Source organism: Kandleria vitulina DSM 20405, assembly GCF_000702065.1.
Classification (GTDB): Bacteria; Bacillota_I; Bacilli_A; order Erysipelotrichales; family Coprobacillaceae; genus Kandleria; species Kandleria vitulina.
The window spans coordinates 22965-46673 of sequence record NZ_JNKN01000001.1 but is presented as its reverse complement, the minus strand read 5'-3'; the positions used below and the strand labels follow the sequence as shown (position 1 = coordinate 46673).

Annotated in this window: 20 protein-coding genes and 1 tRNA gene; 17 read left to right on the top strand and 4 right to left on the bottom strand. The window is 36.4% G+C overall.

Going from position 1 to position 23709, the window contains the following annotated elements; translation table 11 throughout:
* Positions 1-5 precede the first annotated feature (5 nt).
* The 3 genes from T513_RS0100205 to T513_RS0100195 form a co-directional block, all read right to left on the bottom strand.
* Positions 6-449: an HD domain-containing protein gene (locus tag T513_RS0100205; protein WP_031588463.1), complete on the bottom strand. Its 444-nt coding sequence runs from the start codon at positions 447-449 to the stop codon at positions 6-8.
* Positions 446-1750, bottom strand: a complete 1305-nt coding sequence (locus T513_RS0100200; RefSeq protein WP_031588461.1) for an RsmB/NOP family class I SAM-dependent RNA methyltransferase — start codon at positions 1748-1750, stop codon at positions 446-448. The genes T513_RS0100205 and T513_RS0100200 overlap by 4 nt, the downstream gene beginning before the upstream one ends.
* A 75-nt stretch (positions 1751-1825) precedes the next feature.
* Positions 1826-1912, bottom strand: a tRNA-Leu gene (locus tag T513_RS0100195).
* A 143-nt stretch (positions 1913-2055) separates the two neighbouring features.
* Here T513_RS0100195 and T513_RS0100190 point away from each other — a divergent pair.
* From T513_RS0100190 to T513_RS0100160, 7 genes are all read left to right on the top strand, one after another.
* The gene (locus T513_RS0100190) at positions 2056-2706 is read left to right on the top strand and encodes a hypothetical protein (RefSeq protein ID WP_031588459.1); all 651 of its coding nucleotides are present in this window, start codon (positions 2056-2058) and stop codon (positions 2704-2706) included.
* A 44-nt stretch (positions 2707-2750) separates the two neighbouring features.
* Positions 2751-3113, top strand: coding sequence for a hypothetical protein (locus tag T513_RS0100185; RefSeq protein WP_029070101.1), 363 nt, complete (start codon positions 2751-2753; stop codon positions 3111-3113).
* A 155-nt stretch (positions 3114-3268) separates the two neighbouring features.
* Positions 3269-4327, top strand: a complete 1059-nt coding sequence (aroB, locus tag T513_RS0100180; protein ID WP_029070100.1) for a 3-dehydroquinate synthase — start codon at positions 3269-3271, stop codon at positions 4325-4327.
* Positions 4328-5593: a 3-phosphoshikimate 1-carboxyvinyltransferase gene (gene aroA, locus T513_RS0100175; RefSeq protein WP_031588458.1), complete on the top strand. Its 1266-nt coding sequence runs from the start codon at positions 4328-4330 to the stop codon at positions 5591-5593.
* Complete coding sequence (gene aroC, locus T513_RS0100170; RefSeq protein ID WP_031588457.1) at positions 5583-6644, top strand: chorismate synthase; 1062 nt, start codon at positions 5583-5585, stop codon at positions 6642-6644. Before aroA ends, aroC begins: the two co-directional genes overlap by 11 nt.
* Positions 6641-7759: a chorismate mutase gene (locus T513_RS0100165; protein ID WP_031588456.1), complete on the top strand. Its 1119-nt coding sequence runs from the start codon at positions 6641-6643 to the stop codon at positions 7757-7759. The genes aroC and T513_RS0100165 overlap by 4 nt, the downstream gene beginning before the upstream one ends.
* Positions 7756-8241 (top strand): shikimate kinase, encoded by a 486-nt coding sequence (locus tag T513_RS0100160; RefSeq protein WP_029072418.1) that lies wholly within the window; start codon positions 7756-7758, stop codon positions 8239-8241. Before T513_RS0100165 ends, T513_RS0100160 begins: the two co-directional genes overlap by 4 nt.
* A 10-nt stretch (positions 8242-8251) precedes the next feature.
* On the opposite strand, the gene T513_RS0100155 is transcribed toward T513_RS0100160, so the two are convergent.
* On the bottom strand, positions 8252-9205 hold the full coding sequence (locus T513_RS0100155) for an L-lactate dehydrogenase (RefSeq protein ID WP_031588455.1): 954 nt from the start codon (positions 9203-9205) through the stop codon (positions 8252-8254).
* Between the two features lie 139 nt (positions 9206-9344).
* On the opposite strand from T513_RS0100155, the gene thyA reads away from it, so the two are divergent.
* The 10 genes from thyA (at position 9345) to T513_RS0100105 (ending at position 23707) form a co-directional block, all read left to right on the top strand.
* Entirely contained in the window at positions 9345-10223 is an 879-nt protein-coding gene (gene thyA / locus T513_RS0100150) for a thymidylate synthase (RefSeq protein WP_029070094.1), read from the top strand.
* Positions 10223-10696, top strand: coding sequence for a dihydrofolate reductase (locus tag T513_RS0100145; protein ID WP_029070093.1), 474 nt, complete (start codon positions 10223-10225; stop codon positions 10694-10696). Before thyA ends, T513_RS0100145 begins: the two co-directional genes overlap by 1 nt.
* A gap of 1 nt (position 10697) precedes the next feature.
* The gene (locus T513_RS0100140; protein WP_029070092.1) at positions 10698-11408 is read left to right on the top strand and encodes a lysophospholipid acyltransferase family protein; all 711 of its coding nucleotides are present in this window, start codon (positions 10698-10700) and stop codon (positions 11406-11408) included.
* 84 nt (positions 11409-11492) lie between these two features.
* Positions 11493-14387 carry an insulinase family protein gene (locus T513_RS0100135; protein ID WP_031588453.1) on the top strand — a complete coding sequence of 965 codons (2895 nt, stop codon included), beginning with the start codon at positions 11493-11495 and terminating at the stop codon, positions 14385-14387.
* Positions 14388-14475: 88 nt separating this feature from the next.
* A complete protein-coding gene (dnaE, locus tag T513_RS0100130) occupies positions 14476-17529 on the top strand; it encodes a DNA polymerase III subunit alpha (RefSeq protein ID WP_031588452.1) in 3054 nt (1017 codons plus the stop codon).
* On the top strand, positions 17529-20135 hold the full coding sequence (gene polA / locus T513_RS0100125; RefSeq protein ID WP_031588451.1) for a DNA polymerase I: 2607 nt from the start codon (positions 17529-17531) through the stop codon (positions 20133-20135). The genes dnaE and polA overlap by 1 nt, the downstream gene beginning before the upstream one ends.
* 8 nt (positions 20136-20143) lie before the next feature.
* A complete protein-coding gene (gene mutM / locus T513_RS0100120) occupies positions 20144-20956 on the top strand; it encodes a DNA-formamidopyrimidine glycosylase (protein ID WP_029070088.1) in 813 nt (270 codons plus the stop codon).
* A 1-nt stretch (position 20957) separates the two neighbouring features.
* Complete coding sequence (locus T513_RS0100115) at positions 20958-21905, top strand: Gfo/Idh/MocA family protein (protein WP_031588449.1); 948 nt, start codon at positions 20958-20960, stop codon at positions 21903-21905.
* Positions 21898-22479 (top strand): dephospho-CoA kinase, encoded by a 582-nt coding sequence (coaE, locus tag T513_RS0100110; protein ID WP_031588448.1) that lies wholly within the window; start codon positions 21898-21900, stop codon positions 22477-22479. The genes T513_RS0100115 and coaE overlap by 8 nt, the downstream gene beginning before the upstream one ends.
* Positions 22469-23707 carry a DnaD domain protein gene (locus T513_RS0100105; RefSeq protein ID WP_051550648.1) on the top strand — a complete coding sequence of 413 codons (1239 nt, stop codon included), beginning with the start codon at positions 22469-22471 and terminating at the stop codon, positions 23705-23707. Before coaE ends, T513_RS0100105 begins: the two co-directional genes overlap by 11 nt.
* Positions 23708-23709 lie beyond the last annotated feature (2 nt).

Sequence of the window (23709 nt, the reverse complement as noted above, 5' to 3'; positions counted from 1 at the left end):
TCCTTTTAAAGTTCAATATGGGAAAGTCTTTTGTTTTCTTCTTCTTTAAGAAGCTGTCCTTCTAGTGAGTGAGAAAGAACATCTGCATCCTTGATTAATTCACAATAATCATCTTCGATGATGCTCTTGTTAGAATGACATGAAATAGCATGCACAATAAGATTGATTTCTTCTTCATTGAACTGCTTGGAAGACATCAATATCTCCTTGGCAATCATGGAAGATCTGTTCGCATGATCAAAGCTGTTCATTGTTAACGGAATAGCAATATCATGCAATAACCCAATGATACTAGCTAATTCTTGATTGAGATTTCTTTTTCTTGCAAGAAGAACACAGAGTGTTTCTACTTGAAACATATGAGCATAGGCTTCTCTTTTATAGAAGCCATGACTCTTTTCTTCAAGCATCTTGATTGCTTCGTCTTTAATCATCTGATAACGTTTCATCGTCTTAATCCCTTAGGGAAGAGGTTCTTTACTGCATTGCTTTCTTTGTAGAAAGAAAGTGGATAACCATCTACAAAGATGACCCCATAGCCTTTCTTGTTATTGGCGGGAAGTGTTTCTCCATGAATATATTTCTTGATTTCTTCACTCTCTTCTTTGAAATCATAGAAGTTCTTTACATCATCTTTAGTTAAAGTCAAGGCAAGAGAATAGCTTGGAACAAATCTGTTCTTTTTGCTTTCTCCAAGATAAAGACCATTTCTTAAAATACGAATAGTCTTAAGATCAGGGAAATGACGCTTGATTGCATAGATATGCCCCTTGTTTTCTAGAAGCAGAGGAGGGACTTTGCAATTTAAAGATTCCTTGTAGAACGCTCTAATATTTGTTTCTGCCTCTTTAGATATATGAGGCTTAAGCACTGATGACTTAATGGTATTAGATGATCCTACTTTCTTTAGTTTAGCAATAAAATGTCCTTCACCTTCATGTTTATGAGGATAGCAGCGAATGGTACCGTCCATGTAGCTTGTTTCTCCTTCAATATGAGGAAGGGGTACAAGTTCAAAATCAAAGTTGGAAAGAGCATACTCGATAATATCCTCATTTTCCTCTTTCGAGTAGGTGCATGTAGAGTAGATAACCTCGCCACCTTCTCTAAGTAGCTTATAGGCAGCCTCAATGAGGTTCTTTTGAATAGAGGCACATTCTAATACCTTTTCATAAGACCACGTCTCTACGGCCTGATCAAGCTTTCTGAACATACCTTCACCAGAACACGGAGCATCAAGGATGATCTTATCAAAAAAGCCATCCAAGAGAGAAACAAAACGAAGAGGATCTGTCGATGTGACAATGGTATTAGATAAACCGAAGCGTTCAACGTTTTCACTTAGAACTTTGGCACGGGAATGAGAAATATCATTAGCAATCAGAAGTCCATCATCTGAGAGTCGCGCACCGACAGAGCAGCTCTTTCCTCCGGGAGCTGCACACATATCTAATACGTAGTCATCTTCTTTAATATCAATCATATTAGCGACAAGCATGGCAGAAGGCTCTTGGATATAGTAGAGTCCTGCTAGAAAATAAGGAGATTTCCCTGGAGCATATTTTTGATCATCAAAAATAAAGCCCTCTTTAACAAAAGGATGAGGCTTCATGCTAGGAAGAACCTTTTCAATATTTTGTTTCTTATTATTAAGATAAAGACCTTTAACTGCTGGCTTATTTAATGCATCAATAAAATCATCATATTCATCACCAAGCATATCTTTCATTCTTTCATAAAATTTATCCATATCTATCACCAATCCTATTATACAGAGTAAAGCTGAAAAAAAGCCAGTACAATTGTACTGGCTTCACTATTAAGCTGGTGCCCTGGGCCGGACTCGAACCGGCACGGTTTTAAGGCCGGCAGATTTTGAGTCTGCTGCGTCTACCAATTTCGCCACCGGGGCAACTGCTCGTTTATTATAATATGGCTTTTAAGAAAATGCAACATGAAAATGAAAATATAATGACACCTTTTTTTCTTTTTTGTCCTTAACCTTGTAAAGAATACTGATTTTCCTATATAATAGTGACATAGGAGGATGAAAACATGGATAAGCAAGGCAAAAATATAGTTCAAAGAAGATTATTGTTTATGATAAGCCTAATGCTTATTTTTATGTTTTTATTAGTATCCTACATTAATGATGAAATGCATTTTACTTCATCATTATTTATGGGAGTATCTTTATTGCTTGTCAATATGCTCCTCTACAAGCTTGAGAAGCCTCGCTTGATTAAAGTGAAAGGCAAGAGAGTAAAACAGCCGATTGGCATTAATTATATCGCTAAGGTCGTACAGTTGGCGATATGTATTTTTTTAATTGTAGGAAGCTGGACTTCTTTTGAAAAGAAACAGGTGTTTGGCTGGATGAAGGGCTATGCACAAGATCGTGAACGATACAGTGTTCTTGTCGAAAGCAGTGATAAGGCAAAATCATTGTATGACCTTAATAATAGTGCATTTGGCTATATGAGCGATGATGCACATAGAATTAATGATGTTGTAGAAAATATTTCTTCATCTTTAAAACAGAGTATTACACCATGTATCTACAGTACTCATAAAGAGACGCTTGCTGCTCTTTACAGTACGAAGATTCAGGTGTTGATTATCAATGAGAAAGATCGCTCGGATTTTGAAAAGATAGACAAGGATTTTTCTCGTAAGACTAAAGTCATTAAGTCTTATATCATTTAGAAAGATTGAAGAAATTCAATCTTTTTTTGTTTGGAGGGGATATCATGGAAGAATTAACTTTGATTGACAGCAACTGCATATCTCTTTATTCGTCATTGATGGATTATACATTCAAGCATGCGGATGAGATAGAAATGAAGACGTATCATATAAGTGAACGTCTTTTAATACAGACACTTCATTTAGGGGAAAAGGGAAGATGTGGTTATAAGCTCAACAAGGAAATTATTTCTTTTTTGAAAGAGAATTATGATCTCTATAAGAAAATAGATCTGAAGTTTTATGATCATGGTGATGTGATCTATGAGCATAACGCTAAAACAGGGACTTCACGTTTTGCTTATCCTTCATATCATGACTATATTAAGAATGGACATAAGGAATTATTGAATCATTATTGCTTTTGATGAAAATTTTAGATATTGACAAATAATGGCATAAATAATAAGATTATTTCAATAAAATGAGAGAAAAAACATTATTTTATCTTAAATCTGTAATGGACTATCACAAGCTCTCGTCCTTTTAGGATGGGAGCTTTCTTAAATAGGGGGACACAATTATGAAAATGCGTGTGAATTTAGAGAAGGATAGCTATGATATCGTCATTGAGAAGGGCATTTTAGATCATGCGTTATCTTCTATCTCATCTTTATTTGAAGGAGAACGCATTGTCATCATTTCTGATGATAATGTTTATCCATTATATGGAGAAAAACTAAAAAAACAATTAAGTGAAAAATATACTGTAGGAGAGATCGTTATCCCACATGGAGAACCATCAAAACAGTTCGATCATCTTCCAGAACTTTACTCAAAGCTGTTAGCATATCATATGACCAGAACAGACTTGATTATTGCCCTGGGTGGAGGCGTTGTAGGAGATCTTGCAGGATTTGTAGCAGCAACATTTTTAAGAGGCATCAAGTTTATTCAGATTCCTACTTCACTATTAGCACAGGTGGATTCAAGTGTAGGAGGAAAAGTGGCAGTGGATGTCCCTGAAGGAAAGAACCTTGTCGGTGCTTTTAAGCATCCTCTTCTTGTCCTTATTGACCCATTGACATTAAAGACATTGGATCCTCATTTCATCAAGGATGGTATGGGAGAAGTCATCAAGTATGGCTGTATTAAAGATGAAGCTTTCTTTGAAAGAATGGCTAACTATGAAAACTTTGATGCACTGTATGAAGATATTGATGAAATCATTTATCGTTGTGTAGATATCAAAAGAGATGTCGTAGAAAAAGACCTCTTTGATTTTGGAGATCGTCTTTGCTTAAACTTCGGACATACAATCGGTCATGCAATAGAGCAGCACTATCATTATGAAAAGTATTCTCACGGAGAAGCTGTCGCTATTGGTATGGTAGCTATTACGCGTATTGCGGAAGAACAAGGATTAACAAAGAAAGGGACTGCTGATCGTATTGTAGAAGTACTTCGTCACTATGATCTCCCATTAAAAGCTGATGTGAATACAAAAGAACTATTAGAAGCTATTTCACATGATAAGAAGAATATCAATAAATCATTCTCTTTTGTATTGCTTAAAGATATTGGCGATTACTTTATTCATAAAGATGAAAATACATTTATTTTGACAAGTGAGGTTGTGTAAATGAAACCAATATGCATTGAATCATCAAAGCTTCAGGGATTATTGGCTTTGCCAACATCAAAATCACTTGCCCATAGAGCCATTATCTGCGCTTCATTATCAAAGGGGGTAAGTGTGATTGGTGATGTCTCTATGTCTAAAGACATTGAAGCAACAATCGGCTGTATGAGAGCACTGGGTGCTCATATTGTCGTAAAAGGCAGTACCGTAACTATTGAAGGTCTTTCTTCTTTTAGTAAAGAAGCAGAAATGAATTGTGAAGAATCAGGTTCTACGCTTCGTTTTATGGTTCCACTTGCCTGTGTAAAAGGGACAAAGACACATTTTACTGGAAAAGGTCAGCTAGGTAAGCGTCCTTTGGATATTTACTATGACATCTTTGATAGAAAAGGTATTTCCTATAGCTACAAGAAAGATGTGCTTGATCTTCATGTAGAAGGAACACTTACACCAGGCACATTCCATATGCGAGGAGATGTCTCTTCACAGTTTATTACCGGATTGCTTTTTGCTTTGCCTCTACTAGAAGGAGAATCCCATATTGTCATTACAACCAAGCTTGAATCAAAAGCTTATATTGATTTAACATTACAGATGCTTGAACATTTTGGAATTACGATCATCAATGAAAACTATGAACGTTTTATCATCCCCCCACATCAGCAATATCATGCAGCTAACTATAATGTAGAAGCTGACTTTTCACAATCAGCCTTTTTCTTGGTCGCTGACGCAATAGGACATGATATAACGCTTACTAATATGAACTTATCTTCACGTCAGGGTGATAGAGACATTATTCCTATTCTAGAGAGAATGGGAGCTAAGCTTATCAAGACTGATGAGGGTTACAAGATGGAAGCAGAAGAGCTTAAAGCAACAACGATTGATGCCTCACAGGTTCCAGATATTATTCCTGCTCTTGGTGTAGCTTGTGCATTTGCCAAGGGAACAAGTCATATTATCAATGCGCAGCGTCTTCGCATTAAGGAATGTGATCGTTTAGAAGCCACACGCATTATGCTTGAAACATGTGGTGTTCAAGTAAAAGAAACAGAAGATAGCTTAACTATCATTGGTCAAGATAGTTTGCATGGAGGCAAACTGATAAGCTTCAATGATCATCGTATGGCCATGAGTGAAGCGATTCTAGCCACAAGATTAACATCACCATTAGAAATTGACGATGCTTTATGTGTACGCAAGAGCTATCCTCATTTCTTTGAAGATTATAAAAAATTAGGAGGACAATATCATGAGTGCTAATTGGGGACATCATATTGAATTGTCTTTATTTGGAGAAAGCCACGGAAAGGGCATTGGTATTGTGATCGGTAATCTTCCTGCAGGTCTTAAGCTTGATATGGATATGATCAAAGCAGAAATGAAAAGAAGAGCACCGGGACAAAATAAAATGAGTACGCCTAGAAAAGAAGCTGATGAAGTAGAAATCATGAGTGGAGTCGTTGATGGCATAACAACAGGTGCACCACTTTGTGCCATGATTGCCAACACCTCTCAACACTCTAAGGACTACAGCTATCTTAAAGAAAAAATGAGACCGGGACATAGTGATTATCCTGCTTATGTAAAATATCACGGCTTTAATGATGTAAGAGGAGGCGGACATTTCTCCGGGCGTCTGACAGCACCGATTGTTTTTGCGGGAGCTATCGCTAAACAGATTCTAAAAGAAAAGGGTATTCATATCGGGGCGCATATTCTTTCTATCAAGGATGTCAAGGATTCACGTTTTCCTCATGACATCAGTGATGATTTTAAGAGATATCAGCCTACCATCGATGAAGAAGCTTTCATTAAAATGCAGGAAGTCATCGAAGAAGCACGCATGCATCAAAATAGCGTAGGTGGAAAGATCGAATGTGCCATCACCGGTGTAAAAGCAGGACTAGGCAACCCATTCTTTGATAGTGTAGAAGCACATCTTTCTCCATTGTTATTTTCAATTCCAGCAGTAAAAAGTGTTTCATTTGGTGATCTGGATGATATTACATCATTGTATGGAAGTGAAGCCAATGATTCTTATTATTATGAAGAAGAACAGGTAAAGACACGTACTAATCATAATGGCGGCATTACTGGAGGTATCACTAACGGAATGCCAGTCATCTTTACTGTTGGTGTAAAGCCCACACCATCCATCTCTTTAACACAAGATACAATCAATGTAAAAACAAAGACTAATGATACAGTAAATGTCGTAGGAAGACATGATCCATGTATTGTGCCAAGAGTACTCGTAGTAGTAGAAGCTATGGCCGCAATCGGATTGCTTGATATGATGGAGGATCTATGAAAGATTTAAAGACATGCAGACAGGAAATTGATGAAATTGATGCAGAATTAATCAGACTTTTTGAAAAAAGAATGGCTGTCTCTAGAGATGTTGTGAAATATAAAGTAGAACACGGCATGAAGATTTTTCAAAAAGAACGTGAAAAAGAAGTCATCAATAAGAATCTTGCAAGAGTCAAGAATAAGGGGCTATTAAATTACATTAAAAACTTTATTACCAATAATATGAATATCTCAAGAGCCTATCAGGCATCCTTGATGCCTAATAGTCCATTGAAGATCGCTCAGCCAAGAAGAGAAGGAATCAAGGTTGGCTATCAGGGTGTTCCTGGGTCATTCTCTTATCAGGCTACAAAGAAATATTTTGGCGAAGTCAATAATCAGAACTATGAACGTTTTGAAGATGTTTTTGAAGCATTAAAGAAAAATGAAATTGATTATGGTGTTGTTCCACTAGAAAACTCTTCTACTGGAGCAATCAATGATAATTATGATTTCATCACACAGTATGAATTCTTTATCGTCGGTGAGCAGCAGCTCTATATTTCTCAAAATCTATTGGGGGTTAAAGGCGCTAAGATTGAAGATGTCAAGGACGTCTATTCTCATCCTCAGGGATTATTGCAGACATCTAAGTTCCTTGATGAACATCATATTGGAAAACACCGTTATAGAAATACTGCGGTAGCAGCTAAGTTTGTCGCAGAACTCAACGATCCAACAGTTGGCGCTATTGCCTCAAGCGAAGCAGCTGAACTTTACGGATTGGATATTCTTGCGCCAGGTATTGAAAATGATAAAAGCAATCATACTCGCTTTATTGTGATTGGCAGAGAACTTGAAGCACCAATTGATGCAGAACGTATTTCTATGGCCTTCACATTAAGACATGAAGTTGGTTCTCTTTTCGAAGTCATGCGCATTATTAAAGACCACTTTATTAACATGGCAAGAATTGAATCTCGTCCGTTGCCAGGTAACCCTTGGGAATACTGCTTCTATGTAGATATCGATGGCAATCTAGGAGATTACAATGTTTTAGCCGCATTACAGGAACTAAAAGTCAGCACAGATCAGTTTAGATTGCTTGGCAATTACGAAAGGAAAGGCGTATGAATATAGTATTGATTGGTATCATGGGATGTGGAAAGAGCACTATTGGAAAGCTCTTAGCCAAAAAGCTTCATTATGATTTCATTGATGCAGATGATTATCTTGTCAATAAATATCAGATGAGCATTCCTGATATGTTCGCTATCTCTGAAGATTACTTCCGTCAAAAAGAAAGCGAATGTTTAAAAGATTTTATTGAAAAGAAAAATACTGTCTTTGCGATGGGCGGCGGGGTCATCAAGAAAGAAGGCAACGCACAACTTCTTAAAAAGATGGGTACAGTATTTTATCTTGATCGTCCTATTGACCACATTGTCAATGATGTCGATACAAGCGGAAGACCGCTTCTAAAAGATGGCGCTGATAAGCTTTATGCTTTATTTAACGAAAGAAAAGCACTCTATGAGAGTGCTTGTGATTATCATCTTATCAATGATGAAGATGCCAACAAGATGGTAGAAGAAATATCAAAAAAGATTCCCTAGGGAATCTTTTTTAATCGTTTAAGGCTTCATAGAAAGACTTCACGATATCATTAGAAGCATCCATGGCTTTCTTTTCATCTTCAGCTAAATTGATTTCTACAATTTCTTTTGCGCCAGTGTTATTGATGATCGTTGGTGCTGAAAGATAGACACCATCTAGTCCATATTCTCCTTCAAGATATACAGAAACAGGTAGAATCTTGTTTTCATTAAATAAGATTGATTTTACAATCGCTGCAGCACTCGCTGCAATACCGTAGGTTGTAGAACCTTTACGATGGAAGATTTCCCATCCTGCCTTGATTGTCTGTTCTTTAAGATTATCAAATGATTCTTCATTGACACGTTCAGTGTTATCATTCATGACATCAATAAGACGTTTTCCACCAATTGTGGCAGTATTCCATGAAACAAATTCACTGTCGCCGTGTTCACCCATGACATAAGCAGAAATGCTTTTTGAATCAAGATCAAAGAGGTTAGAAATTTCTACTGCAAGTCTTGCGGTATCAAGTGTTGTACCTGAACCGATAACCTGATTCTTTGGTAATCCTGAAAGTTTCCATGCATAGTATGTCATTACATCTACTGGATTAGAGATCACTAAAAGTATTCCGTTAAATCCACTTCCCATAATACTTGAAATAATAGATTTCATCACACGTTTAGAACCGCTAAGCATATCTAATCGGTTAGTCGCATTAGGATCCATTGGGACACTTGCGGTAATGATGACAATATCCGCATCTTTGCATTCATCATAATCACCAGCATGTACATTGATATTTCTGTTCATAAAGAAAATAGAATGCTGCATATCAAGGGCTTCACCGACTGCTTTTTCTTTATTGACATCAATAAGGACGATTTCTTCACATAATCCCTGATTGATAATGGTATAAGCTGTTGTAGCACCGACATTGCCGACTCCGACAATGGCAATTTTTGAACTTTTAAAAGACATAATATCATTCCTCCAACAGGGGATATTATAGCTTATTTTTTTAGGAATGTTAATGAATAAAGCAATAAGATAAGAATACTCTTTTAAAAAATGGAGAAGATATGGTATGATGATATAAAATTTAGAGGAGGGATTTACATTGCAGCAATACCTTGACCAATTACAGTATATATTAGATCACGGAGAAGTCAGAAAAGATCGTACCGGCACTGGAACAATCAGTGTTTTTGGTATGCAGACACGTTATGATTTACGTGATGGTTTCCCATTGATGACCACAAAGAAGATGTTTATAAGACCCATCGCGGAAGAATTGCTTTGGTTTATAAAAGGAGATACGAATATTAAATATCTAGTAGATCGAAATGTACGTATCTGGAATGAATGGCCATATGAAGCTTTCAAGAAAAGCGATGACTATAATGGTGAAACATTGGAAGAGTTTGTCGCAAAGATTAAAGAAGATGACGACTTTGCGAAAAAGCATGGCAATCTTGGACCAGTTTATGGAGCACAGTGGAGAAACTTTAATTATCAGGGTGTAGATCAGCTTGCTAAACTGATTGATGGTCTAAAAAATAATCCATTTTCAAGAAGACATATCATCAGTGCATGGAATCCTATTCAGGTAGATGAGATGGCTTTGCCACCATGTCATACATTAATGCAGTTCTATGTTTCAAGCGATAAGAAATATTTAAGCTGTCAGCTTTATCAAAGAAGTGCTGATATGTTCTTAGGGGTACCTTTTAACATTGCTTCTTATGCCTTATTGACATGCATGATTGCACAGGTTTGTGGCTATGAACCAAAAGAGTTTGTGCATACGACAGGTGATACACATATCTACTTAGATCATGTGGATGTTGTAAAAACACAAATTCAAAGAACGCCAAAGAAAAAGCCTCGTCTTGTATTGAATCCTGAAGTGAAATCCATCTTTGATTTCAAGATTGAAGATATCAAGATTGAAGATTATGTATCAGATGGAAAACTAGTAGGAAAGGTGAGCGTTTAATGATCACAATTATCGTTGCAGCAGATCAGGATCTTCTCATTGGAAAAAAAGGTACAAAAAATGGGATGCCTTGGTCTAATTCAGAAGATTTAAAGCACTTTAAGAAAACAACACTCAATCATACAGTATTATTTGGAATGAATACATTTAAGGCAATGGGATCTCGTCCATTGCCTAAGCGCAAGACTATCATTTTAACAAGAAGTGATTTTACTTCAGATGAAGTAGAAGTAAGACATCAATTAGAAGATGTCATTCAGGAATATAAAGATAGAGGGGAAGATCTTTTCATTTGTGGTGGTGCTAATATCTATAAGCAGGCATTGCCATTGGCAGATGAAATTCTATTATCTCGTATTCCAGGAAAGCACACAGGAGAAACATATTTCCCATCATTTGATGATATGGGATATACCTGTGTGGAAAAAAGACCATTTGAAACATTTACATTAGAAGTATATAGAAGGGTATAATATGTTAAGACTCGTATATCTTGTAATAAGATTCCTATTTGAAATACCTTTTCTTATTTTTCAGATTAAAAGGTATAAAAAACATCCAGAACGCTATTCTTTAGAAGAACGTATTAACTGGACAAGAAAACTTTTAAGAAAAGCAACAAGAAGAGCAAGAGTGAAACTTGATATCTCTGGTACAGAATATCTTCCAAAAGAAGGGGGCTTTCTTGTAACACCTAATCATCAGGGACTCTTTGATATTCTTGCTTTATTTGATGCCTTAGATCAGCCATTCAAGATTGTCTACAAAGAAGAATTAAGAAAAATTTCTTTAGCTGCAGATGTTCTTGATAATATGGAATATCATGCTATTTCTCGAAAGAATCTTCGTCAGTCCATGAAGGTCATTCGTTCTACTACAAAAGAATTAAAAGATGGTTTACCAGCTGTGATCTTCCCAGAGGGAACACGTTCTCGTGAAGGGAATCATCTTCTTGAATTTAAAGGTGGATCATTCAAGGCCGCAATTGATGCAAAAGCACCAATTGTGCCATGTGCCATGATCAACTGTTTTAAAGTCTTGGATTATAATTCATTAAAAAAGGTAAATTGTGCTATTCACTTCTTTGAACCAGTAACCTATGATGACTACAAAGATCTCACAAGTACTGAGATTGCAGAAATGGTTCAGGAACGTATTCAGAGCTATATTAATGAACATGATTAAATTCATGTTCTTTTTTAGTCATTTAAGCACACGAAGATAAGAAATTGATGTATAATGAACCTTACTCTAAGGAGGAATATGAAAATGATGAAACTAGGAGAAATCCTTCATGGATTTACACTTAAAAATAAAAGATATATTGAAGAACAAAAAGCAGAACTATTAGAATTTGTTCATCCTACTGGTGCTAAGCTTATTTATTTGGCAACTAAGGATGTCAATAAGCTATTCTCAGTCGCTTTTAAGACATTACCAAGCGATGATACAGGCGTATTCCATATTCTTGAACATTCTGTATTATGTGGTTCAGATAATTTCCCTGTAAAAGAACCATTTGTAGAACTACTAAAGTCATCGATGAACACATTCTTAAATGCGATGACTTTCCCAGATAAGACAATGTATCCTGTCTCAAGCAAGAATGAACAGGATTTCATGAATTTAACAAAGGTTTATCTTGATGCGGTATTTAAACCAGCCATCTATACAAACAAGAATATTTTCCTACAGGAAGGATGGCATTATGAAATGCGCAGTCTTGATGAAGAACCTGTCTATAAGGGCGTTGTCTTAAATGAAATGAAGGGTGCTACGTCTTCTGTTAATACACGTATCGATAATGAGATGATGAGACAGCTTTATCCTGATAACTGTTATCAGTATGTCTCTGGTGGTGCACCAGAAGCGATCACTGATTTAACTTATGAAGAGTTTATTGCTAATCATAAGAAATACTATCATCCTTCTAATGCTTACTTCTATTTAGAAGGGGATATGAATATTGATCGTGTCCTTTTGGAAATCAGCACTTACTTAAGTGGATATGAAGAAAACAATGAAGATTATGCATTGCCAATGCAGGATAATGTGGAAAAGAAAGATATCACAATGTTATACCCTCTTGCTCAAGGAGAAGATGCCAGTGAGCGTACACAGATTTCCTTTGGTAAAGTTATTGCAAGCTATGAAGAAAAGAAGAAACTTTCTGCAATTAATATTTTAAGTGACTACTTGACTGGTTCTAATGAAGCTCCATTAAAAAAAGCAATCTTGGATGCACATCTCGCACAGGATTTCTATACAGTATTAACTGATGGTATTGAACAGGCCTTCTTCCAGGTTCAAGCAGTCAATACAGAAGCTTCTCGTCTTGAAGAAATCAGAGCAACAATCAAGAAGGTCATTGATGAACTATTAGAAAAAGGCTTAAATAAAAAACAGCTTGAAGCATCATTGAACCAGATGGAATTTGCAGCAAGAGATGTTGGAGAACCGAAAGCGTTAATGCATAATATTCAGGTACTTAACGCCTGGCTCTATGATGGAGATCCAGCTACCTATTTAACATACAATGATATGTTTGCATCATTGAGAAAAGATCTTGATACACATTACTATGAAGATCTTCTAAAAGAATTATTTGAAGATCAGTTTGTATCCATTACGGCTGTTCCTAGTGTGACATTGGATCAAGAGGAAAAACAGAAGGAAAAAGAAAGACTGCTTTCACGTGTCAATGAAATGACAGAAAAAGAAAAAGTGGAACATATTGAAGAAAATAAGGCATTGGATGAATGGCAGAAAGCTAAGGATACACCTGAAGCCCTTGCGACAATTCCACACTTATCACTTAAAGATATGAATCCATTACCAGAAAAGATTCCTACTGATGTTCGTGAATATGATGGAGTCAAGGTGCTTGTTCACCCATTTGGCAATGAAGGTATTGTCTACTTGAATGTCTACTTTGAACTTGATGTAAAAGATAAAGAAACATTAAGTGCAATCTCGTTCTTCCCTAATCTTTTAGGAAGTCTTCCAACAAAAAGAGAACTTACACAGCTTCTTATTGACATGAAAGGCAACACTGGAAGATTGAGCTTTGATTTAGGTTCAACTTCTATGCCTGGTCACACTGATGATCTCCGTATCTTCTTGATTGCTAAATGTAATGTCCTTTCTTCAAAGGTTTCAGAAGCAATCAGACTTATTAAAGAGATCTTATGTGAAACTGATTTTACACGTAAAGACTTCATTAAACCGCTTCTATTGCAGGTACAGGAAGGATTTAGAAATGATATTATCAATAGTGGTCATCAGTATGCGATGAGAAGAGCGCTTTCTTCTTATTCAAAAGAAGCATTCTTCAATGAAGTGATGGATGGCTTGGATGCTTATTTCTACTTGAAAGATCTTTCTTCTTCATTTGAAGAAAAGGGAGATGCCTTCATTGAAAAACTAAGAGAAGTACAGTCCCAGCAGTTGACTAGAAATAGAATGCTTATTGGATTGACATCTTCAACTTCTTATGATGAATTAGAATCATCATTAGTTAAGCCATTGGTCGATGCTTTCGATGAATCATCAGAAATAGAAGGAACACATTTAAATGTAGAACAGTCAGAAAATGTTGGTATTGAAATTCCAAATGGGGTATCTTATGCCAGCTTAGCTTATAATCTCTATGCCCTTCATAGACAGTATTCAGGTGTCTGGAGAGTAGCTTCTACAATGCTTTCATTTGATCATTTATGGAATGAAGTCAGAGTCAAAGGTGGCGCTTATGGTACTGGCTTTGCGAGCGGTAGTCTAGGTACATTGGCTTATTACTCTTATCGTGATCCAGATGTTGCTAGAAGTCTTTCTATCTATCGTCATGCGGGAGATTATCTAAGAACATTTGTAAAAGAAAATGGTGATGTAGAACAGTTTATCATCAGTTCTATTGCTAAATGTGAACCATTGAGAAGTGCCCGCTCTCAAGGTGAATTGGCTGATGGCAATTATCTAAGAGGCATCGATTATGAAAAAGAATGTCTATATCGTAATGAAATGCTTGAAATGAAAAATGATGCATTACTAGATATTGCGGATACATTGGACGAAATGGGTAAAATGGCAAGCGTGTGTGTTATTGGACACAAGGCTGCTTTAGAGAAGTGTCAGGATGTATTAGGACAGATTAAAACTTTAGGATAAAGGGACTACGGTCTCTTTTTCTTTTGTATCGCTTTTTTCTTGATTTACTCTTTGGTATAATAATTGCAATGTAAAGGTGGTGAAGATCATGTTTGGACATCTACAAATAAAAAGTGCCTACAGCTTTCAAAGAAGTACAATTCTAATAAAAGATCTTGTCAAGATGGCTAAAGAGAAACATATTGATGCTTTAGCTTTATGTGATAAAGATAATATGTATGGCGCCTATGAATTCTATGAAGAGTGTACAAAGGCCAATATCAAGCCTATATTTGGTCTAGAAGCAACAGTTCTTATCAATGGAGAACATTATCCTATGACATTGCTTGCCATTGATGATCAGGGATACTTTGATCTTATTTCCTTAACAAGCAAGATCAATCTTTCTAAAGAAAGAGCCATTGTTTTAGATGATCTGATCCCCTATGTAGCCCATCTTCTTATTATTTCTGCCTCCGATGAAGGCATAGTAGAACGACTTGTCTTAAAAGATATGGAAAAGGAAGCTGAAAAATATTTAAGAAGATTTAAAGAGATGTTTAAGGATCATTATTACATCATGATTCAAAATCATCATATCGCCTTACAAAAAAATAGAAATGAACGTCTGATCGCTTTAGCAAAATATCTTAATATTAAGTTATTATGGGGAAATGACGTATGTTACTTAAGAAAGCAGGATGCCCTTGCGGTCGATCTTATGAGCGCTAGTCAGGAGGGACGCACACTTCCTGTACAATATGAAGTGGTAAGTGACGAACGATATCTTAAAAGTGAAGAAGAAATCAAAGCATGCATTCCAGCATCATTGATGGAGGAAACAGCGCGTGTTGTACAGATGTGCAAGGCAACTATTCCTCAAGGAATCAAGAATCTTCCTGCTTATCCTACACCTGCCAATGTGAGTGCTGAAACTTATTTAAGAGAGCTATGCAAAGTAGGGCTGAAGAAAAGATTTAAAGGGCAGAGGGTAACGAAGCCTTATATTGAACGATTAAGCTATGAGCTTGATGTTATTCATTCTATGGGCTTTGATGATTACTTCCTCATTGTCTGGGATTACGTACAATTTTCAAAGAAACATCATATCCTCGTAGGTCCAGGGAGAGGTTCAGCAGCCGGAAGTCTTGTGGCTTATGTGTTAGGAATCACGAATGTAGATCCATTAGCCTACGATCTACTATTTGAACGATTCCTTAATCCAGAACGTGTCTCCATGCCAGATATCGATATCGACTTCCAGGATGATCGACGTGACGAAGTCGTACGTTATGTCATAGAAAAATATGGACAAAATCATGTCTGTCAGATTGTCACATTTTCAACCTATGGCCCACGTGTCGCAATCAAGGATATCGGGAAAGTCATGAATGTTCCGCTTCCTCGATTAGAGATGATTGCGAAGATGGTCCCAACAGGACCAAAGAACAAGAAGACGATTACGGAAGTCTATCAGACTTCTGCTTCTTTTCAAAGTCTTATCAATGAAAATAAAGCCCTGCGTAAACTTATTGGGGCAATGAGTGTTGTAGAACATCTGCCACGTAATATTTCCATGCATGCAGCAGGGGTTGTTCTTTCAAGAAGACCATTAAGTCAAAGTGTACCGCTTGTGATTGGTCCTTCAGATATGGTGATGTCACAGTATTCCAAGGATTACATTGAAAAAGCAGGACTATTAAAAATGGACTTTCTTGGCTTAAAGAACTTAACAATGATTGATTATATACTTAAAGATCTACATAAAGAAGGCTATGATCTTTCACTGCAGGATATTCCTCTCAATGATCAAAAGACATATGAAATGTTGTCGCGTGGGGATACGTTTGGTGTCTTCCAGCTAGAATCAGCGGGAATGCGCAATCTATTAAGACGTATGAAACCTAGAGAGCTAAACGATATCATTGCGGCTATAGCCTTGTATCGTCCAGGACCGATGGATAATATTCCTTTGTATCTTAAAAATAGAGCAAATCAAAAGGAGATTGTCTATTTAACTGAAGAATTGAAGAGTATTCTTTCATCAACATATGGCATTATTATCTATCAGGAACAGATTATGCAGATTGCGAGAATCATCGCTGGCTTTTCTTTAGGAAAGGCAGATATGCTTAGAAAGGCGATTTCTAAGAAGAATATCAAGGCTATGCAGATGATGAAAGAGGAATTTATTGAAGGGGCGATAAAAAATCGTCATTCTAAAGAGAAAGCTGTGGAAATCTACAACTTAATTGAAAAGTTTGCAAACTATGGTTTCAATAAGTCCCATAGTGTAGCTTATGCGATCATTGCGTATCAGTTAGCCTATCTCAAGGCAAATGCGCCACGTATTTTCTTTGCATCCATCTTATCTAATGTGGGGGCATCTTCTTCAACGAAATTGCATTGTATTCAGGAAGCAAAGAAGTATGGCGTAAAGATTCTTTCTCCTTCGATCAATAAGTCAACGGATCGTTTTACAGTAGAGAAAGAAGGCATTCGCTATTCTTTGACAGCCATTAAGAATGTTGGCTATGCTGGCTATCGCAGTATCAGTGAAGAAAGAGAAAAAGGTCCATTTATTGATCTTTATGATTTCTTGGCTAGAATGGAAAAGACACGTATGAATAAGAGCATGATGGATGCGCTTATTGAAGCGGGGGCCTTTGATGAATTTGAAAAGAATCGCGCGTATATAAAAGGTAATCTGGATAAGATGGTAGAATATGTTCACTTGAAAAACACTATTGGTGTAGATGAAGAACCTATTCTCGATTATATTAAAGAAGATCGCTATCGAAAGCTTGAAGAAGAAAAAGAAGTATTAGGATTATACTTAACAACACATCCTTTGACTTATGTAAAAGAGAAGCTCTCTATTCCTATTATTTCATTATGTGATGTAAGTCAATATGTAGGAAAGAGCATCAATGTCATTATGAGCATTAGCAGAGTCAAAAGTGTCGTCGATAAAAGAGGAAGAGAAATGGCTTTTATCGAAGGACAAGATGATACAAGTCAGCAGGATTGTGTTTGTTTTTCTCAATCATATGAACGCTATAAAGATTCACTTAAGCGTGGTAAGATAGTAGCTATGGAAGTAAGAGTACAAATGAGAGAGACACTCTCACTTGTGGTAAATAAAGTAAAGGAAATAAAATAATGAATGAACTAATATTGATTGATGGAAATTCCCTATTGTTTAAAGCATTTTATGCGACTGGATATATGGGAAATTATATGATTAACAAGGATGGCATTCCTCTTAATGGTGTCTTTGGATTTGCAAGAATGATGGATAAAATTCTTGAACAGAATGCAAAGTATGTCATCGTTGCCTTTGATTATGGAAAACATACCTTCAGAAATGATCTGATGGAAGAATACAAGGCACAAAGAAAAGCAACACCGGATGAATTGATCCCTCAGTTTGCGATTGTAAGAGAATACCTTGATGCACACAATGTATCATATTGTGAAAAAGAAGGCTTTGAAGGTGATGATATCATCGGTACATTGGCTAAATTTGGGGAAGAAAACAATCTTAAGGTCTCTATCTATACAGGAGATAAAGATGCTTTCCAGCTATGTAGCGATAAGACGACAATCTATCGTACAGTCAAAGGGGTAACAGAATTAGATATCTACACGCCTGAGGTCTTAAGAGAAAAATGGGATATCACTCCTGACCAGGTAAGAGATTTATTAGGATTAATGGGAGATACAGCTGATAATATTCCAGGAATCAAGGGTGTAGGAGAAAAGACAGCGTTAAAGCTTATTCATCAGTTTGGATCAATTGAAGATATCGTAGAGCATGCGGAAGAAATCAAAGGAAAACTAGGAGAAAAAGTAAGAAATGGCAAGGATGATGCCTTGATTTCAAAGAAAGTGGCAACCATCTTAAAAGATGTCCCATTGGACATCGACCTTGACTTTGCTAAATACGAAGGGTTTGCTTTTGATAAATTAAAAGAGTTCTATACAAAATACCAGATGAATTCTCTTCTTAAATCATTGACACTTTCTCAAAAGCCAAAAAGAAGTGCTTTAAAATATGAGATTGTTTCTAAGATGCCAGAAATCAAGAAAGATAGTGCACTTTATGTATCCATCTTTGATGAAAACTATCATAAATCCATTATTTTAGGATTTGGTCTTTACAATGATGAACAATCTTACTTCATCTCTTTTGAAGATGCCTTAAATGACAAGGCGTTCATTGATTATCTTCAAGATGAAAACAAGAAAAAGTATGGCTTTGCGATCAAAGGATGCATGGCTGGAGCTAAATGGAATGGCATTGATATCAAAGGATTTGATTTCGATCTTTCCCTAGCAACATATGTGCTTTCTCCTTCTATTAAGGAAAACATGAAGAATGTCTGTGATTTCTATGAATACGATGACATCATGTATGATGAAGAAGTCTATGGTAAAGGGGCAAAACATCATATCCCAGAAGATGATCTGCTTGCGAAAGACTGTGTCTCAAAAGCAAGAGCAATCTATGAATTAAGAGAAGAAGCTATCAAGAAACTTAAGGAAGAAGAACAGTATCATCTTTATGAAGATATTGAAATGCCAGTTACACATATTCTTACTGATATGGAAATGACCGGTGCTAAAGTTGATGTAGATGTTCTTAAGAAGATGGATCATGATTTCGATGAAGATATAAGACATCTAGAAGAAGAAATCCATACATTGGCAGGAGAAAGCTTTAATGTCGCTTCACCAAAACAGTTAGGAACAATCTTATTTGAAAAGCTAGGATTAAAGAATGGCAAGAAGACAAAGACCGGCTATTCTACATCACAGGATATTCTTGAAAAGATTATCGATCAGCATCCTATCGTACCATTGGTATTAAGATACAGAATGCTGACAAAACTGTCTTCTACTTATCTGAAAGGTTTGCAGGATCAGATCTTCCCTGATGGCAAGATTCATACAATGTACAAGCAGACATTGACACAGACTGGTCGACTTTCATCAGTGGATCCAAACTTACAGAATATTCCTGTTCGAACAGAAGAAGGAAAGATGATCAGAAAGGCTTTCGTTTCTGATCATGGCTATCTTATGTCACTTGACTATTCACAGATTGAACTTCGTATTCTTGCGCATTTAGCGCATGTAGAACGCTTGATTGAAGCCTTTAAGCAAGGAAAAGACATTCATGCGCATACAGCAGCCTTAGTCTTTGGGGTCGCTGATGAAGAAGTCACAAGCAATATGAGAAGACAGGCTAAAGCGGTCAACTTCGGTATTATCTATGGTATGACTGAATTCAGATTAGCTAAAGATATCGGTATGTCATTATCTGATGCAAGAGCATTTATTGCGAAGTATTATGAGACATATCCTGAAATCAGGGACTATATGGAAAATATCGTGAAGAACTGTGAACAGGATGGATATGTTTCTACTGTATTAAATAGAAAACGTTATATTCCAACTATTCATGATAAAAACTACATGGTAAGAGAACAGGCGAAACGTTTTGCGATGAATGCGCCAATTCAAGGATCTGGTGCTGATATCATGAAACTTGCGATGATCAAGGTAGATCAGGAAATCAAGAAGCATCATTTTAAATCTAAGATTATTCTTCAGGTACACGATGAATTGATCTTTGATGTCTATAAAGAAGAAATTGAAGAATTTACAAAAGTAGTAAGAGAAGCAATGGAAACATGCTTTACACTTGATGTCCCATTAAAGGTAGATGGCAATTACGCTGATAACTGGTGTGATCTTAAGTAGGTGATAAAATGCCAGAAGGACCAGAAGTAGAAACAGTCAGACGTACATTGAAGCATTTTATCTTAGATGCAAAAATCACATCGGTGGATGTTTTCTATGATAAGATAATAGAAGATGATACAGCGCTCTTTAAAGGAGTCTTAAAAGATCAGCATATTAGAGACATCGATCGTTTTGGCAAATATCTGATTTTCATTCTGGATGATTACGCCTTTATATCCCATCTTAGAATGGAAGGAAAGTTTAATATAAAACCACAGGGATCTCCATTAGATAAACATGATCACGTCGTGTTTTATTTAAATGATGGCCGTGAATTAAGATACAATGATACAAGAAAATTTGGTCGTATGAAACTATGCGATAAATTACACTATCTTTCATATCCGCCATTTAATAAGCTAGGAGTAGATCCTCATGATGCACATGTAGAAGATGTCTATGACAAGCTTCATAAAAGTGCATTGCCAATTAAGACGCTTTTACTAGATCAGCATATTTTTGTAGGAATAGGCAATATCTATGCGAATGAAATATGCTTTAGAATGGGCATGGATCCTCGTACAAGAGGAAAGCGTCTTTCTAAGAAAAGAGTGGCACAGCTTATCTCTATTGGTGATGAAGTATTAAGTGAAGCCATCAGACAAGGCGGCACGACAATTCATTCATTTGATGCCAATGGCATCCATGGCTTATTTCAAGTACAGCTAGATGTACATATGCAAAAAACATGTAAGAAATGTCATGGGGAAATAAAGAAAATAATGTTAGGAGGACGTGGCACATATTATTGTCCCGTCTGCCAGAAAAGGAGATATTGATATGTTACAGTGGGGTGTATTAGGTTTAGGACGCATTGCTCATAGATTTGTGGAAAGTCTTTCTCATTTTGAAGAAGCACAGTTTTATGCAGGAGCGAGTCATAGTGAAGAAAAAAGAAAGGATTTCATGACATATAATCCTTGTAAGCTATATGATTCTTATGATGAACTCCTTCAAGATCCAGAAGTAGATGTGGTCTATATCGCATTGCCTCACGGCTCTCATTATCATTGGAGCATGAAAGCTCTTGAACACAATAAATGTGTTCTTTGTGAAAAGCCAGCGATGCTTAGTTCCAAGGAGATGGAAGAAGTAGCGAAGTATGCCAAGGATCATCATCTGTTCTTCATGGAAGCCATGAAGACAAGATTCATGCCTTTGACCCATATTCTACATAAAGAAATAGAAAAAGGTATCATTGGTGATATTGTACATATTTCTAATCACTTTAATTCAAAGGTGGACTATCATCCTGATCACTATCTCTTTGATCAAAGTCAAGGTGGGGCACTTTATGATACTGGGACATACTGTGTCGCAAGTATTTTAGATTATATTCACTCACCAATTTCTTCTATTTCATCAAAAGTGAGAAAAGAACATGGTGTTGATGTTCATGATGAAGTAGAAATCACATTTGAAAATGGGACAACAGCCTCTTTCTCCTGCAGTATTGATGCACCAGAAAGAAGAGATATGACTATCAAGGGGACAAGAGGGACTATTACCATGTCACCGTTCTATCGTCCAATGGAAGCTGTCATTGATACCGATGATGGGGAATCAATGACCTGCATTGCGAAAGCACCGGATGATTTTTATCCTGAAATCAAGGCCGTCCATCAAGCTATTGCCTATATTGAAATTGAATCTCCTTATATGACACATCAGGATTCTATTGATGTCATTAAGGTGATAGAAAGCATCAGGGATACATTTGATGACTAAAGTAATTGGATTGACTGGTGGTATTGCGACAGGGAAGAGCACGGTTTCTTCTTATCTTAAGAAGAAAGGCTATTTTATTATCGATGCTGATATGATCGCTCATGATGCATTGATGAAAGGAAAGAAGCCTTATGAATTAGTATGTGCTCATTTTCCTACGGTTGTAGAAGAAGGAGAAATCAACAGGAGAGCATTAGGAAAGATTGTTTTTCATGATCAAAAAGAAAAAGATATTTTAGAATCCTATGTTCTTCCGTATGTTAGAGAAGAAATAGAAAAGGAAATTGAAAAACATGAAGAAGTCATCTTGGATGTACCACTGCTTTTTGAAAAGCAGTATGATATCTTATGTGATTTCATTATTGTTGTGTCATGTTCCTATGAAATACAGCTTAAAAGACTCATGGAAAGAAATCATTTTTCTAAAGAAGAAGCGCATGTGCGCATCATGAGTCAGATGTCCTTGGCTGAAAAGGAAAAAAGGGCAGATTATATCATCCATAATGATGGGAATCTTGAAGAACTCTACAAGCAGGTGGATGATGTCATAAGGGAGGTTAAACATGCTTTTTAAGACAGATCTTTATATATGTGAAAGAACATATCCTATTGATGAACGTCAAAGAGATATTCTTTCCTATCTGTATTTGCCTCTCATTGGACAAAGAGCATACAGTGTTTATCATTTTTTATATGAAGAATCTAAAAGAATGACTCACTTTCATCATTACTGTGGGTTATCGCGTCTTACATCGTATTTGAATATTTCATTAGATCAATTAGAAAATGCCTGCAAGATGCTAGAAGGAATTGGATTGCTTCGTACTTTTAGACAATCGGAAGAAAAGACAATCTATCTTTATGTTGTTCAGCATCCATTGTCATTAAATAAGTTTCTTCACAATCAGGTGCTAGTGCAGGCATTAAGACATACGCTTGGTGAAGAACAATTGAATATTACTATTCATTATTTTAAATCATCACATGAAAACAGAAATGACTATGAAGATATCTCTTCACGTTTTACTGATGTCTACAGTGTAGATCTTTCTAATGCTAGAGCTTTAAGCTTTAAAGATGTAGATGAAGAAAGCTATGAAGAATTCCATGTTGAGTATGATTTATCATTATTCTATGAATCACTTAGAGATTATGGTATTCCCCATAAGAAGATTGCAGCTCATGAAGATCTTATTAAACAGTTGGCCATCATCTATAGTCTTGATGCATTGACATTAGCATCAGTAGTAAGAGAGTCTTATCATAATCAGGAAATTGATACACGTCTATTAAGAGAGAAAGCTAAGAATGTCTACAAGATGAACAGCTTCTCTACACTTAAGGAAATCTATCGTACACAGCCTGATCAGTTTAAGATGAATTCTCATTCTCATTCAGCTTTAGATCAGCATCTTCTTTACCTTGAAACAATCAGTCCCTATGAGTTATTGAAACGTAAGCAAGGTGGCGGTAAACCAGTTCTTCATGATCTTTCTATTGCTGAAACACTGATGGTAGAGCTAGGTCTTAATCCTGGGGTCGTGAATGTGTTAATTGAACTTGTCATGGGAATCAATAACAATAAGCTGCCTCGTTCCTACTGTGAAACAATTGGTGCCTCATGGGCACGTCGTCGTATTCATACAGTAAAACAGGCTTATGAACAGGCAATGCGTATTAGAAAAGGGAAACAGGACGAAGAGGAAGAAAAGAAAGAAGAAATCACGAATGAAGAAGTGATAAGTGATCCTTTAGATAATGATGATCTCGTTGCAATGCTGCAGAAAGTGAAAGGTATTTAATA